This is a genomic window from Nocardiopsis algeriensis (assembly GCF_014203695.1).
Classification (GTDB): domain Bacteria; phylum Actinomycetota; class Actinomycetes; order Streptosporangiales; family Streptosporangiaceae; genus Nocardiopsis; species Nocardiopsis algeriensis.
Genome location: NZ_JACHJO010000007.1, coordinates 254,745 through 270,160 on the forward strand (window position 1 = coordinate 254,745; position 15,416 = coordinate 270,160).

Annotated in this window: 13 protein-coding genes and 2 tRNA genes; 4 read left to right on the forward strand and 11 right to left on the reverse strand. The window is 70.6% G+C overall.

Annotated features, from left to right (window positions below):
* Positions 1-17 precede the first annotated feature (17 nt).
* The 6 genes from FHS13_RS13110 to ccrA all read right to left on the reverse strand — a co-directional run bounded on the left by FHS13_RS13110 (position 18) and on the right by ccrA (position 7,042).
* Positions 18-1,274 (reverse strand): styrene monooxygenase/indole monooxygenase family protein, encoded by a 1,257-nt coding sequence (locus FHS13_RS13110; protein ID WP_184291989.1) that lies wholly within the window; start codon positions 1,272-1,274, stop codon positions 18-20.
* Positions 1,275-1,338: 64 nt separating this feature from the next.
* Entirely contained in the window at positions 1,339-1,896 is a 558-nt protein-coding gene (locus tag FHS13_RS13115; RefSeq protein ID WP_184291991.1) for a GTP-binding protein, read from the reverse strand.
* 25 nt (positions 1,897-1,921) lie between these two features.
* Positions 1,922-2,380 carry a DUF742 domain-containing protein gene (locus FHS13_RS13120; RefSeq protein WP_343065013.1) on the reverse strand — a complete coding sequence of 153 codons (459 nt, stop codon included), beginning with the start codon at positions 2,378-2,380 and terminating at the stop codon, positions 1,922-1,924.
* Entirely contained in the window at positions 2,328-2,753 is a 426-nt protein-coding gene (locus FHS13_RS13125; RefSeq protein ID WP_184291995.1) for a roadblock/LC7 domain-containing protein, read from the reverse strand. Before FHS13_RS13125 ends, FHS13_RS13120 begins: the two co-directional genes overlap by 53 nt.
* A 76-nt stretch (positions 2,754-2,829) precedes the next feature.
* Positions 2,830-5,088 (reverse strand): ATP-binding protein, encoded by a 2,259-nt coding sequence (locus tag FHS13_RS13130; protein WP_343065014.1) that lies wholly within the window; start codon positions 5,086-5,088, stop codon positions 2,830-2,832.
* A gap of 688 nt (positions 5,089-5,776) precedes the next feature.
* A complete protein-coding gene (ccrA, locus tag FHS13_RS13135; protein WP_184291999.1) occupies positions 5,777-7,042 on the reverse strand; it encodes a crotonyl-CoA carboxylase/reductase in 1,266 nt (421 codons plus the stop codon).
* Between the two features lie 633 nt (positions 7,043-7,675).
* On the opposite strand from ccrA, the gene FHS13_RS13140 reads away from it, so the two are divergent.
* Complete coding sequence (locus tag FHS13_RS13140; protein WP_343065015.1) at positions 7,676-9,313, forward strand: alpha/beta hydrolase; 1,638 nt, start codon at positions 7,676-7,678, stop codon at positions 9,311-9,313.
* A 102-nt stretch (positions 9,314-9,415) separates the two neighbouring features.
* On the opposite strand, the gene FHS13_RS13145 is transcribed toward FHS13_RS13140, so the two are convergent.
* The 5 genes from FHS13_RS13145 to FHS13_RS13165 all read right to left on the reverse strand — a co-directional run bounded on the left by FHS13_RS13145 (position 9,416) and on the right by FHS13_RS13165 (position 11,493).
* Positions 9,416-9,988 carry a septum formation family protein gene (locus FHS13_RS13145; RefSeq protein ID WP_184292004.1) on the reverse strand — a complete coding sequence of 191 codons (573 nt, stop codon included), beginning with the start codon at positions 9,986-9,988 and terminating at the stop codon, positions 9,416-9,418.
* 146 nt (positions 9,989-10,134) lie between these two features.
* Positions 10,135-10,614, reverse strand: coding sequence for a septum formation family protein (locus FHS13_RS13150; RefSeq protein ID WP_184292006.1), 480 nt, complete (start codon positions 10,612-10,614; stop codon positions 10,135-10,137).
* A gap of 249 nt (positions 10,615-10,863) precedes the next feature.
* Positions 10,864-10,936, reverse strand: a tRNA-Lys gene (locus tag FHS13_RS13155).
* Positions 10,937-11,097: 161 nt separating this feature from the next.
* Positions 11,098-11,170: transfer RNA gene (locus FHS13_RS13160), tRNA-Lys, on the reverse strand.
* A 137-nt stretch (positions 11,171-11,307) separates the two neighbouring features.
* On the reverse strand, positions 11,308-11,493 hold the full coding sequence (locus FHS13_RS13165; RefSeq protein WP_184292008.1) for a hypothetical protein: 186 nt from the start codon (positions 11,491-11,493) through the stop codon (positions 11,308-11,310).
* Between the two features lie 209 nt (positions 11,494-11,702).
* On the opposite strand from FHS13_RS13165, the gene FHS13_RS13170 reads away from it, so the two are divergent.
* From FHS13_RS13170 to FHS13_RS13180, 3 genes are all read left to right on the forward strand, one after another.
* Positions 11,703-12,647: a MurR/RpiR family transcriptional regulator gene (locus FHS13_RS13170; protein ID WP_184292010.1), complete on the forward strand. Its 945-nt coding sequence runs from the start codon at positions 11,703-11,705 to the stop codon at positions 12,645-12,647.
* A gap of 4 nt (positions 12,648-12,651) precedes the next feature.
* Entirely contained in the window at positions 12,652-13,653 is a 1,002-nt protein-coding gene (locus FHS13_RS13175; RefSeq protein ID WP_184292012.1) for an N-acetylmuramic acid 6-phosphate etherase, read from the forward strand.
* A gap of 183 nt (positions 13,654-13,836) precedes the next feature.
* Positions 13,837-15,405 (forward strand): DUF885 family protein, encoded by a 1,569-nt coding sequence (locus FHS13_RS13180; protein WP_184292014.1) that lies wholly within the window; start codon positions 13,837-13,839, stop codon positions 15,403-15,405.
* The last annotated feature ends 11 nt before the right edge of the window (positions 15,406-15,416 follow it).

Sequence of the window (15,416 nt, forward strand, 5' to 3'; positions counted from 1 at the left end):
GGGGGCACACACCGGGGTCAGCCGGCGTCCGCCCGCATGATCGCCGCGACGTACTGCCGCGCCATCTCGGGGTCGAACAGCCACGACTTGTAGTCGGAAGGACAGTCCCAGCCCTGGACCCAGCGGTCGGCGATCTCCTGGTACTCCGAGGCCGCGGCCAGCACGTTCATCAGGTGTTCGGGAAGCTCCTGTTCGACCATCGTCGACGCGAACTCGGACCACATCTGGTTGTCCTGTCCGAATTCCCAGAACCGGTCGAAGGCCTTGGTCATGAACTCCTCGTCGAAGACCTTTTCCCCGTGCTCGATGATGCTCTCCAGATAGGCTTCGGCGCACCTGGTGGAGTTGTTCCAGCTCTGACCGACAAACGGGTCCATGGTGACCACCACGTCCGCCATTCCCAGCGCCTTGCCGCCCGAGGGCAGGACACCCACCGGGTTGCGCACCTGCGGGGTCAGCTCCTCGATGATGGTGCTCCGGCCGTCGACCAGCACCGCGTCCTTGCAGCGCTCGAAGAAGTTCGGCGCGTACTTGCGCATGAGGTCCTTCATCCGGCGCAGCTGCTCCTCCGGCCCCGGACGGTCCGGCCAGGCGTCCATCGGCCCGCCCTTCTTGTCCACGAGGAGCATGTTGTGGGCCGGTCCCTCCTGGGTGAGGATCGGGATGAGGAGGATGTTGCCCGCCTCCTCCGTCACCCCCTCCCAGCCGATGTTCTCCGTCCCGTCCGGGTCCGGCCACAGGTCGTAGACGTAGGCCTGGGCCAGCGAACGGGGCCGGGCACCGCTGAAGCGGCTGCTGTCGTGGGCGAAGAGCTGGCCCAGCTCTCCGTGGCCCACCGCGACGATGATGAGGTCGAACATCCGCGAGAAGTAGTCGAGGTCGGTCACGGTCACCCCGTGGATCACGACCTTCCCCCCGCGGTCCTCGAAGGACTCCAGCCAGTCGGCCATCTTCACCCGGCGGTCGACCGAGACGCTGTAGCCGTTGCCGTGGTGCGACCTCCCCTTGAGCGACACGGGCGGCCGGCCCCTCTTGAAGATGAACATCTTCTGTTCCCGGATCTGCGGGGAGAGCGCACTCCAGAAGTCCAGGTCGAGCCTGCGCTCGTACTCCAGCGCGGTGGGAAAGGTGAACTGGGAGATCGATGGGCGCCCCGTACGGATCTCCAGCGAGGACTGCCCTGTGATCACCGTGACGTCATAACCATGGGTCAGAAGCCCGTGGGCCAGGTGCAGGCCGGCATGGCCCGCGCCGACGATGAGGATCTTGCGCATGTGTCGCTAACTTTCCTGGGTTTCCTGGGACCGTGGGCTTCCGGGAGGGGCGGACTCCCGACCGTCAGGAGACGGGCTCGCCGACACGGTTGTGCTCCAGGGCGTACCGGAGGAGGGTCTTGAGGACCTCCCCGCCCGAGAGGCGCTGGCGGGCGTCGAAATCGATGATCGGCACCTCGGGGCTGACCTCGAGGGCCTCGCGAACCTGCTCGGCGGTGTAGTCGAGACGGTCCTCGAAGCGGTTCAGCGCAACGATGTAGGGGATGCGCTTGTTCGTCTCGAAGTAGTCGACGGCGTCGAAGGAGTCCGCGAGCCGGCGGCAGTCGACCACGACGACCGCACCCACCGCGCCCCGGACGAGATCGTCCCACATGAACCAGAACCGCGCCTGGCCCGGCGTGCCGAACATGTACATGACGAGTTCGTCGTCGATGGTGATGCGACCGAAGTCCATCGCGACGGTGGTGGTTGTCTTGTCGGGTGTCACCGAGGTGTCGTCGTGACCGATGCTGGCCTCGGTCATGATCGCCTCGGTCGTGACAGGCGGAATCTCCGACACCGAGCGGACCAGAGTCGTCTTGCCGGCGCCGAAGCCGCCGGCGATGACGATCTTGCTCGACATCTTCTTGCGGTTGGACCGCTTCCTGTCACTGGAAAAGTCGTTCGAGACCACGAAGAGCCCTCTCCAGAACCTGGTTTTCCGATGGACTGCTGCCGGTGATGGTCGGGTGGATGTACACGAGGTCCTGCTCGGCCAGGTCACTGACCAGCACCTGTGTGACACCCAAGGGGATGTTGAGCTCGGCCGACACCTCGGCGAGCGACCGCGTCTCCCGACACAGTCTGTAGATCCTCACCGACTCCGGCATGAGGGTGGCAGGGGGCTCCTGTCCCGGCTCGGACGTCGAGACCAGGGTCTGCACCATCAATGGATGCCGTGACCGCGTCCGCCCACCGGTGAAGGTGAACGGGCGGACACGGTTGCTCCTTCGCCTACGAAAGCTCATTGCCGTGGCAACCTCATTCCTGCCGAACTGTAACGGGCCACCGTCGTCAGTTCTGGATGACTTCGCGCAACTGCGAACGCAGCTGCGGCGTGAGCACATGGGCGACGTTCTCCACCAGCTTCGCCATCTGGAAGCCGACGATCTTGAGTTCGCTGCCGGGAGCGGTGAGAACCGCGACGCAGGAGCCGTCACTGATCGCCATGATCAGCAGGTGGCCGTGGTTGAAGCGGACGAGCAGCTGCTCGCACTCTCCGCGCTGGAAGAGGCCGGCCCCGCCGACCGCGAGGCTGTGCAGGCCGCTGGCGATCGCGGCGAGCTGTTCGGCGTGCTCCTCGGGGAAGTCGCTGGAGTGGGTCAGGACCAGGCCGTCGGAGGAGACCACGACGGCGTGCTCGACACCGCGGACGTCCCGGACGAACCGGTCGATGAGCCACGAGAAGTTCTCAACACTGTCGTTCATGGATTCAGTCATGCCCTACCTACCTCGACGGGGGTCGTACTTCGCTGGGGGTGCGCGCCTCTACCGGATCGGACGCGCGGTCCGGGGGTCATTCCTCGCCCTTGTCGTCGATCTCCCTGCCCTCGGCGGCGGCGCGCTCGCCTTCGAGGAAGTCGTCGATCTCGTCGCGGATCTGCTCCGCCCGGGCGTTTCCGGTAAGTCGGGGCGGTGTGTCCTCCCGGCCCCTCCGCTCTCCGGCGGGCTCGGGTCGGGGCATCATCCGCAGCGGGGAGCCGTGCGGCGTGGCGCTGCGCCGGGGGAGCCCGGCCGCGGTGACCGCGGAAGTGCCGCCGTCAGGGCGCGTTCCGGGGGCAGGCGCCGGAAGGGTCACCGGGGCGGTGCTCGCGGTCGGCCTGGGCGCGGAAGGCGCCACCGCCATCCGGGACTGGCCGGGGGTGCGGGGGGTCGCCACGCGCAGCAGGCTCTTGGGCACGATCACGTAGGCGCTGACCCCGCGGAAGGCACGGGATTCGAGCTTGGTCTCCAGACCGTGCTTGCGGGCGATCCTGCCGGCGATGTAGAGGCCCATGTGGCGGGGGATCTCCTCGCCGAGGTCGACGGAGCCGCACAGGCGCTCGTTGAGCTCGCCGATCTGCTCCTCGGGGATGCCCACGCCCTCGTCCTCGACGACGACCATGAGGCGGCCGTCGTCCAGTTCCTGGGCGCTGATGACGACCTGGGAGTGCTCGGGGGAGTTGGCCGTGGCGTTGTCGAGGAGCTCGGCCAGCAGGTGGCTGATGTCGTCGGCCGCCATACCGGTGAGGGAGGTCTGCGGCAGCTTGCCCAGCCGGACCCGGGGGTAGTCCTTGATCTCGGACATGGCGGCGCGCGCCATGTCGAGCAGGGGGACGATCTCGTCGTGGGCGTCGGACTCGCCGCCGTCGTGTCCGGTGAGCACCAGGAAGTTCTCCCCGTTGCGTCGCATACGGGTCGCGAAGTTGTCGATCTGGAAGAGCTTGTCGAGCAGATCGGGGTCCTGGGCGTCGGACTCGAGCTCCTCGACCATCTCCAGAAGGGCGTCGACGAGGGAGAGGTCGCGCATCGCCAGACCGGCCAGTGCCTCGTTGAGGAGGTCGCTCTGGGAGGGGCCCGGGTCCGGAGGCGTGGCGGAGGAGGTGTCCGGGGCAGCCTCGGACGCCTCGGCCGCCTCTCCGGCGGGGTCCTCACCCCGTTCCTGCTCGGTGGGGGGCTCGCCGCCCTCCTCCGTGTCGCCCGCTCCGGTGTCGCTCTCCTCCGCGTCGGGACCGTCGGCCTCCTCCGGGGTCTCCTCCCCGCCCCGCTCCAGGACGGCCCGGGCCTCGCGGACCTCCTGGGCGGAGGCTGTGAGCAGGGCGCCGGCGGCATCGGCGGTGACCACCTGGGGCGGCTGTCCCGACGTGAGCACGATGACGTGCTGGACCGGCTGGCCGTAGGGGTTGTACGGGTAGAAGAGCGGCTGGCCCTGGAGGACGTAGCCCGGGTTGGAGAAGGGCGCGGCGTAGGGGCTCTGGTAGGCGACCACCGGCGGCGGCTGGTAGTGCACGGGGTAACCGGGTGCGGGAGGCTGCTGGGAGGAGAAGGGGTAGGGGTGGGCCTGCGGCGGAGCCTGGGGGTGGCCACCGGGGTACGGCGCCTGCGGGTCGCCGCCCTGCCAGTGGGCGCCGGGGCCGTAGGGGGGCCGGTGCTCGGGGGCCGGGGGCCCGTACCCGCCCGGGTGGGGGGCGTAGGGGGCCTGGGGCGCGGGTCCCGGGCGGGAGGCGGCGTAGGGGTCCCAGCCCTGTTCCGGGGAGGGGTACGGCGCGGTGGGGACACCCCGGTCCTGCCCGGCCGGAGGCGCGGCGGAGGCCCACTGCCCCTGCTCGGGGGAGGGGTACGGCGCGGTGGGGACACCCCGGTCCTGCCCGGCCGGAGGCGCGGCGGAGGCCCACTGCCCCTGCTCGGGGGAAGGGTGCGTTTCTCCCCGGAAGTGCGGTGCCGCACCGGTCTGCGGGGCCTCGGCCGCCTCGGGGAAGGCCGGGACGGTGTGCGATGCCTCGGCCGGAGGTGCGGGGAGGGGCTCCTCCCGCGACACCGCGTCCGGGGACCCCGTGCCTCGGGCGTCCCCGCTCTCCGGTGCCCGGGCAGGTTCGGGGGCCGGCTCGGCCCGGCGCGGTTCGGGCTCGTTGAGGCCCGCGCCGTGCCACTGGCCGGCAGAGGTGCCGCCGTGGTCGGCGGCATCGACCTCCACGTGCCGGGCAGAGGTGTAGGGGTTGGGTGCGTTTCCCCTGATCGGGGGCTGGTATCCCTTCTCGGCAGGGCCGGAGAAGGGGCCGATGCCCCTGTCGTCCACCGTGTCCCTCGCCGGCGGGCCGCTCGGCTGCTTGGCTTCCCCGTCATCCGATGCTCGGCGGGGGTTCTGAGAGTGCGAATGCACGGGCTGATGCACGGAATGTCCTTGCTCGGTCTCCATTGAGCGGCTTTCCTGAATTCTGACCATCCTGTAGATGGCCCTCCGAAAACGCCCCTCGCGTTTGGCGCTGGTCCCTTCCCCGATCGATGCCGCAGGCCCGCCCCCGTTCACCTCGGGGGTGGAGCCGCCTTCCGGCGACGCCTCTGCCACTGTCTCGTCTCCTCGAATAGGGTGAGCGGGCCGTCGGCGGCCCCCACTGCCGATCCGACCGAGGAGACTGGCAACTCGGGGACTCGGGGCCCGACGCTCCCCGTACCGGGAAGAGGGGCCCGACGGAACCCGGATCCTGGGGGGTGGGGAGCGGATGATCTCCGAAGCCGGTGACAGACACCCACAACCCGCACCATTCCTACGCTTCCACTGGTAAATGTCCTTCGGGTCGCCAGACTAACAAAGGCTCCCCGACTTGGCAGAAGAACCCAAGAAACATCTGAAATGGTTCGGTACAACGGCCCTGACATGCACAGGAGCCTCCGCAGAGGGCGCTGCCACCTAGTCCGACAAATATCATTTATGTGTTTTGTCCGACTAGGGCCCAGAGCCGCTGATCCGATACCCGTCCCAGGGGTCACACGTCCCCCGGAACGGGGTCCACCTCCCAACCGACCTGGCCCCGCTGGGCGTTGACAAGGGCCACCATGTTGCCCGGGGGGTGGATGTTGTCACTGATCATCTGGTGGGCCTCACCGATCCGGTCGAAGTCCACCACCTCGCTCACACACGGGTCCACCTGGCCGTTGGCCACCAGGTCGATGGCCATCCGGCACTGCGCGGGCGAGGCGAAGTGCGAGCCCTGGAGCCTCTTGAGCCGCATCCACAGGAAGCGCAGGTCGATGTCGGCCTGGAAACCGGACGTCGCCCCGCAGGTCACCACCATTCCCTCGTTGTCGCACAGGTACAGCGAGGTGGGCAGCGTGTCGGCCCCCGTGTGCTCGAAGACGATCCGCGGCGACCTGCGCTCCCCCAGTACCTCCCAGAACGCACGGCCGAAGGCGCGCACGCCACCGAACCACGCCGCGTAGGCGTCGGCGTCGGACTCGTCGGGCACCCTGCCCCAGTGGTCGAACTCGGTGCGCAGGATCGTGCCCACCGCGCCGAGGTCCCGGCACACCTTGGCCTTGGCCTCGCTGGAGACCACCGCCACGGCCCGGCCGCCGGCGTTGCGGACCAGCTGGATCGCCGCGGTTCCCAGGCCTCCGGCCCCGCCCCAGATCAGCACCGGGTCGCCCGGCCGGACCACGTTGGGGTACCAGCCGAAGAGCTGCCGGTAGGCGGTCGCGACACTGGCCAGGAATCCGGCGGCCTGGTCCCAGGGCAGGTGCGCGGGCTTGGGGTGGCACTGGACGTCCCTGACCAGGGTGAACTGACCGAAGGAGCCGTGGTTGTTCTCGTAGCCCCACACCCGCATGCTCGTGGAGGCGACCGGGTCGCGGCCCAGGCGGATGTCCTCGGAGCTCTCGTCCCACTGGCCGGGGGCGACGATGACGTGGTCACCGACCTTCACCCCGCGCACGTTCTCCCCCACCGCCCAGACGATGCCGGAGCAGTCGGAGCCGCCGACGTGGTAGTCCTCCGTCCGTCCCTGCTTGCGGCGCATCGCGATGACGTCGACCGGGTGGGCCTTGGCCGCCCAGACGTTGTTGTAGTTCACCCCCGCGGCCATGCTGTAGACGAGCACGTGCTCGGGTTCGAGCTCGGGAACCGGGACGATCTCGTGGGCGAAGGCCTCGCGCGGCTCACCGTAGCGCTCGGGCCGGATGGTGAAGGCGTGCATGCGCTTCGGGACGTGACCGAGGGGAGGAGCCTCTCCGAGGTCGTACAGATCCTTGGGCATGGGGGGCGGATTCCTTTCCACAACCAGGGGGCAGCGGGTGTGACGTGGAACACCCTGGAGTCGTCGGGCCCGCGGGGTGGCCGGCCGGCAACCGGAGGAAAGGAAAAGAGCCCTGCGCAGCCGCTCCCGCAGCACCTCGTGAAGGTCTGGAAACCCCACGTGACCGGGGGAGAAAAGACAGGGTCATGGTCCTCCTGGCGGCCGGCCCGCCTGGGGGAGAGCGGGGGGAACCGCTGCGCTGCGGTCCCTTTCGACGTCAGGAGACTACACGGCCGGGCGCACCGGTGTCGTCGTGCGAAAGTCCCTGATTCGCTTCCCGGCAAGGGATCCGAGCCCGGGAAGCCCGTCCCGGCGACCGCGCCTCCCCCGCCGGCGGAGCGGGCGCCGGGACGGCGGGGACAGCGGGGACGCCGTGGTGCCAGGTGCGCCGGGTCGGGGACGGAAGGCTCTCCGCGCGAGGTGACCGGAGGCGCGAGGCCCCCGCGGTCGGCACGGGACATCGGAACCCCGGCCCGTTCCGTGGCCGCATGCGGCCACGGAACGGGTTCATGACATATGTCAGTGTTGCCCGGAGAATCCCACTACGTACGGTGTCGGGGACGACTCCCCGTGACGAGTGGAGGAACACCCCCCGTGCGCAGAACACGCACCGCGGCCACAGCGCTGGCTGTCGCCCTCGCCGCTTCCCTCGCGGCGAGCCCGACAGCCGCCGCGGACCCCGCCGCCGAGAACCCCCTGGCCGAGTTCCACGAACAGGAGGTCGTCTGGGCCCCCTGCGAGGAGAGGTCCCTGTCAGGGCTGGAGTGCGCCGAGATCGAGGTACCCCTCGACCACTCCGACCCCGAGGGCCGGCGCATCACCATCGCCATCAGCCGCAACGCCGCATCGGACCCCGAGCAGCGCCGCGGCATCCTGCTCACCAACCCGGGCGGACCGGGCGGCACCGGCCGCCACCTGGCCCTGGACCCCGACCCGTCCTCGAACCTGTGGGGCTACGGCCACCAGCGCGTCGCCGAGGCCTACGACATCATCGGGATGGATCCGCGCGGCAGCGGCGCGTCCGGTCCCCACCTGGACTGCGGCATGCCGATGACGCTCCATCCTCCCCGGCCCGACGACAGCGAGTTCTCGTCGATCACCCGCACCTCCATCGCCTTCCAGCGGGGCTGCGAGCGCAACCACGGCGACCTCCTCCAGCACGTCACCACCGCCGCCACCGCCCGCGACATGGACGTGATCCGGGCCGCGCTGGGCGAGGAGAAGCTGAACTACATCGGCGCCTCCTACGGCACCTACCTCGGCGCGGTGTACGGGAGTCTGTTCCCCGAGCGCCTGGACCGCAGCGTGCTGGACTCCTCCGTTGTCCCCGACGGCATGTGGCGCGGGGTGCTCACGCTCCAGGCCGAGGGCTACCGGCGCAACGTGGAGCGCTACTCCGAGTGGCTGGCCGGGTACGACGGCCTGCTCGGCTTCGGCAGCACGGCGGAGGAGGTCATGGAGACCCTCGACGCCGCACACGGCGAGCTCGAGGAGAACCCCCGGTACGACATCCCCGGCCTGCCGGAGGGCGTGCCCTTCACCGCCGACGACTTCGACTTCTACGTCGGGCAGAGCGCCCGCTACCAGGGCTGGTGGGACGCCTACACCTCCGACCTCTTCCTCCTGGTCCACGGCCTGCCCTTCCCCGACCTCGAGCTCCCCGAGCCCGCCGTGCCCGACATCGAGCTCTCGAACGACGCTCTGATGACCGCGATCCTCTGCGAGGCGGAGTGGCCCTCCCGACTCTCGGAGTACTACGCGGACATGCGCAGGGTGCGGGAGGAGAGCCCCTACGGGATCGGCGTCAACTGGCACTCGCCGCTTCCGTGCACCTTCGCCTCGGAGAAGCCGGCCCAGCCGCTGGTGGAGCTGGAACGCGACGGCTATCCGGCGGGCCTGGTCATCGCCGGGGAGTTCGACCCCCAGACGGTCTACGAGGGCGGTCCGCAGATGGCCGACCGTCTCGGGCACGGGCTGATCACCGTCACCGACGAGGGCGGACACGGCTTCTACGGGATGGCGGGGCTGGAGTGCGTCGACGACGCGGTCGACGCCTACCTGGTGGACGGCGCCGCGCCCCAGGACCTCACCTGTGCGGGGCATCCCCGTGCCGAACTCGGCGGCCCCGCCACCCTGTCGGCACAGGAGCAGGGCTCGATGGTGGCCCGGGTGATGGAGAGCCGCGACGAGGTCCTCGCCCCGTCTTCGGGCATGCACCCTCCGCTCCGCTAGGGGTGTGCGCAACGGCGGCGGCCCGCACCGGGAAAGTGCGGGCCGCCCTGCCTCTCCGGGTCCTGCGCCTGCGGTCGGCGGGGCGGGCCCGGAAGGGGACTGCTACCGTCCGGCGCCCTCCAGGGTGCCGGTGGTCTGGGCGTCGAGCTCGTGGATCAGGCAGAGGACCTCGCGGTCGCCGTAGTCCCAGCCGTCGCTGGTCGGGAACAGCGGGGTGTAGTACAGCTCGGAGTCCAGGTACGAGACGCCGACGAAGGTCTCGAAGGCGGGCTCGCAGATCGCAGCGGACATCTCGGAGACGCGGTCCTCACCCGGGTAGTCGCCCGACTCCGCGATGTCCTCGACGTGGTACACCTCGAAGTCGTGCGGCTCGCTGCAGTCGACCTTGGGCACCGAGGAGACGGAGTCGTCCCAGTTGGTCTCCATCTCGTTCATGCAGTCGCCCAGGTAGACGTCGAAGACGTCGGTGTCCTCGGGCCCCGCGGGCGCGTCGGTGACCTCGGTCTCGGGGGCGCTCGTCTCCACCGGCTCGGGGGTGGTGGTCTCCAGCTCGCCGCCGAGCCCGGGCGGCAGGACGGGGAAGCCACACGCCGACAGCGACAGCAGCGCGCCGGCAGCGGCCAGGGAACCGAGAAGGATGCGGCCGTGGGGCGTGCGGCGCGTTTCGGACATCATGGCAACTCCACTGAAATATCTACTCAAGTACCAACCGCGGGGTATCTCGTCGGCACTTATCCAGATGCAGGAAAGAGGAAAAAGGTTCCGATCCCGGTCCGAACGGATCAGGTGATCGGAGGCACGCGGCCCCGCACCGCTGCCTGCTATCGGGCCGAACCCTCGAGGGGGTCGGCGGTCTGCTCGGGCGCGGTGACGATGCAGAGGATCTCGCGGTCGCCGAAGCTGTCCCAGCTGGTGGCGTCGGGCATCAGGTAGTACATGTCCATGGCCGACTCCGCGAAGGAGAGGCCGACGTACCCGTCGAACTCCGCGGTGCAGACCTCCTCGGCCTCGGTCACGACCGCCGCGTCACCGGGGAAGGTGTCGCCCTCCATGAGGTGGGAGTGGTAGATCTCCGAGTCGTGCGCCTCACCGCACTCGACCAGCGGGATGTCGGAGACCTCGCCCGAGGCCAGGCCCGTCTCCAGATCGGAGTAGTTGAAGCAGTCTCCGACGGAGAGTGTGAAGACGTTGCCCGTGCCGAGGAGGTCGGCGACGATTCCGCAGCCGGCGACCGCCAGTGCGGAACCCGCGGCGAGGCCGGAGAGGAGAAGGGCGCGGGCAGTGGGGGGAACAGAGGACATGCTCGAACTCCGAAGGGGAATGTGGGGAAACGGCGCCGGGGGTGGACGCCGCGACAACAATTCACCGGGCGGGGTCCGGTGTCAACGCAATTTCGAATATCGCTTTTCGCGCTCGCTCACCAACACATCGTGATGAGGCCTTTCCCCGGCCGGTGGAGCCATCACAGCACAGGGCTGTGACAGTTTCTCCTCCGCACGTCCTCGGAAAGCCGACGGGGCCCCGGTGTCGACCGGAGCCCCGTCCTGCGGTGCGTCATCAGGGACTCGAACCCCGAACCCGCTGATTAAGAGTCAGCTGCTCTGCCAATTGAGCTAATGACGCCTGCTGTCCCGCCCGGACTCTCGTCCCGTTCGGCAGCGGTTCAACTCTACCGGATCCGGCGGGCGGGCCGCGCCGCCCGCCGTGTGGGGAGCACCACCCGGCGGCGCAGGGCCCGGGAAAGCGAGCGGCTCCGGCGGAGATCCCTCCACCGGAGCCTTCGGTGCGTCATCAGGGACTCGAACCCCGAACCCGCTGATTAAGAGTCAGCTGCTCTGCCAATTGAGCTAATGACGCCCGCCGCTGCGTCCGTGCCCCTCACTCGCGGCACTTCCTGGCGACGCCGTTAACTCTAGCAGGACCTCAGGGCTGCCGCGAACCGGTCGACCGGCGCGCGGAGCCCGCCGAAGGCGCCCCCGAAGGGACGGGGGCGGTCAGGCGAAGGCCAGGACCAGGGCCACGATCAACGCGATCGCCGCCACCGCTCCCACGACCGCCAGGACGATCGGCAGGACCGGACGGCGCGGGGGCTCCTCCGGCTCGGGGTTCTGGTCGACGAAACGGCGGAAGTGCTGCGTGGTTCCCGCCGGGTCCAGGTTGGGATCAGTGTTGTCTGTCATGGAATCGACACTAGCGACTCACCGGGGTTCTGTGCACCAAGGGAGAGTCCACATCTCCCGTTGTTCCCGGGTCGGAAGGGCCTTCGCCACCGGCTCCGCCGCCGCGGCCCGAACACTTGCCGCCGCAGCCGTCGCTTGAAATCCTGGATCTCCCGTTTTCTCCCGCATCGCGTTGACTTCCGCACCACGACCGAAAGAAACTTTCCTCCATGGCGCACATCTCGAAGCCTGCGGAAGACCGCGTGGGGCCCGGCACCGCCGTCCCCACCACCGTGCTCCGTATCCGCTCCCTGCTGCCCTCCCTCGCCCCCTCCGAGCGCAGGGTCGCCCAGCGCATCCTCGACGACCCCGAGCGGGTGTCCGCCTCCTCCATCACCCAGCTGGCCAAGGACTGCGCCACCTCCGAGGCCACCGTGATCCGGTTCTGCCGGACCATCGACCTCAGCGGCTACCGGGAGCTGCGTCTGGCCCTGGCCGCCGAGGTGGGCCAGGCCCGCGGGGCCAGGACCGCCGGCTCCGAGCTGTCCAGCGACATCAATCCCGACGACACCCTCGTGACGGTCGTCCAGAAGATCGCCTACACCGACGCCCGCGCGGTCGAGGAGACCGGGACCGCGCTGGACACCGACACCCTGCGCACGGTCATCGACACGATGGCCGCGGCGCGCCGGATCGACGTGTACGGGGTGGGCGCGAGCGCGTTCGTCGGTGCCGACCTCCAGCAGAAGCTGCACCGCATCGGACTGACGTCGTTCGCCTGGTCAGACGCCCACGTGATGCTTACGAGCGCCGCGCTGCTCGACGAGCGCGACGTGGCGATCGGCATCTCGCACAGCGGCACCACCATCGACACGGTCCAGGCGCTGTCCGAGGCCGGCCGGCGGGGGGCGTGCACGGTGGCCGTCACCAACTTCCCCCGCTCCCCTATCGGCTTCGCCGACCACGTCCTGACCACGGCGGCCCGGGAGACGACCTTCCGCTCGGGGGCGACGGCCAGCAGACTGGCCCAGCTGACCGTGGTGGACTGCCTCTTCGTCGGGCTGGCGCAGAGCCGCTACGCCGACAGCCGCGCCGCCCTCGAGACCACCGCCGAGGCGGTGCGGGGGCTGCGGATCCAGGACGAGAGGCGCCGCCGCGGCGCGGGCAACGGATGACACCGTGCGGACCGGACAGGAGGGCGTTGTGCGCAACGGCAGGAACCACACCCGGGAAGAGGCCTTCCTCCCACCGTCCCGGGGGAGGGCGGGCGAGGCGGTGATCGTCCGCGCCCCCACCGAGGACCGCAACCCGGACACCCATGACATCGACCGGCTGCCGACCCTGGAGATCCTGCGGCGGATCAACGCCGAGGACGCCACCGTCCCCGCCGCGGTGGGCGAAGCCCTGACCGAGCTGGCGCAGGCGGTGGAGATGGGGGTGGCCGCCCTGGAGGGCGGTGCGGCCATCCACTACTTCGGAGCGGGAACCTCGGGACGGATCGCCGCGCAGGACGCCGCGGAGCTCCCGCCGACCTACGGAGTTCCGCCGGAGTGGGTGGTGGCCCACCACGCGGGCGGCGCCGCGTCACTGGCGCAGGCGGTGGAGGGGATCGAGGACGACTGGGGGACGGGACGGGCGGACGCCGCGGACGTGGCCCCCGGGTCGCTGGTGGTCGGCCTGACCGCGAGCGGCCGCACCCCGTACGTGGGCGGTGCGCTGGAGACGGCCCGGGAGCGCTCGGCCTCGACCGTGCTGATCAGCGCCAACCCCAGGGCGCCGCTGGCGGCGGGCGTCGACGTGCACGTGGGGATGGACACCGGGGCCGAGGTGATCGCCGGGTCGACGCGCATGAAGGCGGGGACCGCGCAGAAGCTGGCCCTCAACGCGTTCTCCACCGCGGTGATGGTGCGGATGGGGCGCACCTATTCGAACCTGATGGTGGGGGTGGACGCCGGCAACGGGAAGCTGCGCGGCCGGGTGGTGACCATCCTGTCCCAGGCCACCGGGCTGGACGAGGACGCGTGCGCGCGGTCCCTGTCCGAGTCGGGTGGTGACACGCGGGTGGCGCTGATCTCCCTCCTGGCCGGGGTGGGGCCCGCCGCGGCCGTCGGTGCGCTCGCCGGCGCCCGGGGACGGGTGCGCGAGGCCCTGGCCGACCTGGGCGTACCCGGCCAGGTGTAACCGACCGCAGAGGCGAGGACCGCCTGGACGCGGTGATCCGAGAGCTCGGTGACGCGGGAGGATCGGCGCCGGCCCTCCTGTGCACGGGAGGGGCGGCGCCGGCCGCGCCCCTGCCGGCGGACGGGGCCGCCGGGGGAATTTTTTGCGCGTGCGCGCCCGTCGCGGGGCGGATAGGTTCCTCGCATGTCCTCACCACGGAGAAACGACGAGCTGTCCCCCCGCCTGCGGGCCCTGGCCGACCTCATGCCGGGCGAGATGCGCGAGGGGGCCGGCATGCACGACTACGACGGCCGCGTGTGCGACCTGTCCCCCGCTGGTGTCGAGGCCGCGCTGGCCCGGCTGGGAGGCGACCCGCTCGACGACCCCCACGATGAGGCCCACACGGCCGCGTTCGAGGAGGGGCTGCGGGTCGAACTGGGCGAGCTCGAACTGCACCGGTCCAACCCCCTCCACCATCTGGGCCTGCTCGACGTATCGGGTTACGACCGCCCCTATGCGCCCGAGGCGGACCGCGCCCGCGCCCGCGAGGCCCACCTGGCCCAGTGGCCCCGCGCCGTCGACAACGCCCTGGCCGCCATGGACCGCGTTCCGGCTCCGGTCGCCCGCTCCCTCATCGGGGCGGCGCGGGGACTGGCCGACGGTCTCCCCCAGGGGATACCGGAGGACCTGCGCGAGACGGCACTGGCCGCCCACACCCGTCTGATCGCCCACCTCGAGAAGGCGGCCGTGCACGGACCGGCGAGCGCCGCGCTGGGCGCGGACGCGCTGGCCCGGCTCATGGGCGCGGGCGAGGCCGCCGAGGTGGACCTGGAGGACCTGGCGGCGCGCGCCGACGCGGAGCGCGACCGCCTGCGCGACCGCCTGGCCGCATCGGTGTCGCGCCTGGCACCGGGGCGCGGGGCGATGGAAGCCGCCCGGGAGCTGACCCGGCAGTACCCGGATGCCGAGGAGGTGCTCGACAGCGCCCGCCGGTGGACGGAGCTGGCGTCGGCGTTCACCGCCGAGCGCGGCCTGGTGCCGTTCGACGACGGCGAGTGCCTGGTGGACGTCTCCCCGCCGTCCCAGCGCTGGGCCACGGCGATGATGGCCTGGTCTGGCCCGTGGGAGGCGGACACGCCGTCGTTCTACTACATCACTCCGCCCGACCCCTCCTGGGGCGAGGAGGAGACCGGGGAATGGCTGGAGATGTTCAGCCACACCACTCTGCCCGCCATCAGCGTGCACGAGGTCGCTCCCGGCCACTTCTCCCACAGCCGGGCCCTGCGCCGCGCACCGAGCCCGGCCAGGCGGGCGCTGCAGTCCATGGCCTTCGCCGAGGGCTGGGCGCACTACGCCGAGGAGATGTGCCTGGAGGAAGGGTTCGGGGAGTACGCCGCCGAGCGGCTGGGGGACCCGTCCTGGACCGCCGACCACTACGAGGTCGGCGTGTGGCTGGAGGCCCTCATCCGGGTGACCCGCCTGTCCGTGGCCATCGGCGTGCACACCGGCGCGATGACGGTGGAAGAGGCGGCCGCCCGGTTCTCCGAGGACACCCCCTTGCAGGGGCCGGCCGCCCTGTCGGAGGCGCAGCGCGCCACGTTCGACCCCACCTACGGCCGCTACACGTGGGGCAAGCTGGAGATCCTGCGCCTGCGCGAGGAGGCCCGCACCCGCTGGGGCGACGGATTCGGCACGGCCCGCTTCCACGCGGCGCTCCTGGACCTGGGCTCCCCGCCGCTGGGTCTCATCGGCACCGCCCTGGAACGGGGCTGACGGGTCGGCCG

Coding starts and splice junctions, on each gene's coding strand:
- ccrA (WP_184291999.1), bottom strand. CDS start 7,042: ATGCCCAAGGATCTGTACGACCTCGGAGAGGCTCCTCCCCTCGGTCAC.
- FHS13_RS13120 (WP_343065013.1), bottom strand. CDS start 2,380: ATGTGCTCACGCCGCAGCTGCGTTCGCAGTTGCGCGAAGTCATCCAGA.
- FHS13_RS13165 (WP_184292008.1), bottom strand. CDS start 11,493: ATGACAGACAACACTGATCCCAACCTGGACCCGGCGGGAACCACGCAG.
- FHS13_RS13170 (WP_184292010.1), top strand. CDS start 11,703: ATGGCGCACATCTCGAAGCCTGCGGAAGACCGCGTGGGGCCCGGCACC.
- FHS13_RS13150 (WP_184292006.1), bottom strand. CDS start 10,614: ATGTCCTCTGTTCCCCCCACTGCCCGCGCCCTTCTCCTCTCCGGCCTC.
- FHS13_RS13180 (WP_184292014.1), top strand. CDS start 13,837: ATGTCCTCACCACGGAGAAACGACGAGCTGTCCCCCCGCCTGCGGGCC.
- FHS13_RS13115 (WP_184291991.1), bottom strand. CDS start 1,896: ATGTCGAGCAAGATCGTCATCGCCGGCGGCTTCGGCGCCGGCAAGACG.
- FHS13_RS13145 (WP_184292004.1), bottom strand. CDS start 9,988: ATGATGTCCGAAACGCGCCGCACGCCCCACGGCCGCATCCTTCTCGGT.
- FHS13_RS13110 (WP_184291989.1), bottom strand. CDS start 1,274: ATGCGCAAGATCCTCATCGTCGGCGCGGGCCATGCCGGCCTGCACCTG.
- FHS13_RS13125 (WP_184291995.1), bottom strand. CDS start 2,753: ATGACTGAATCCATGAACGACAGTGTTGAGAACTTCTCGTGGCTCATC.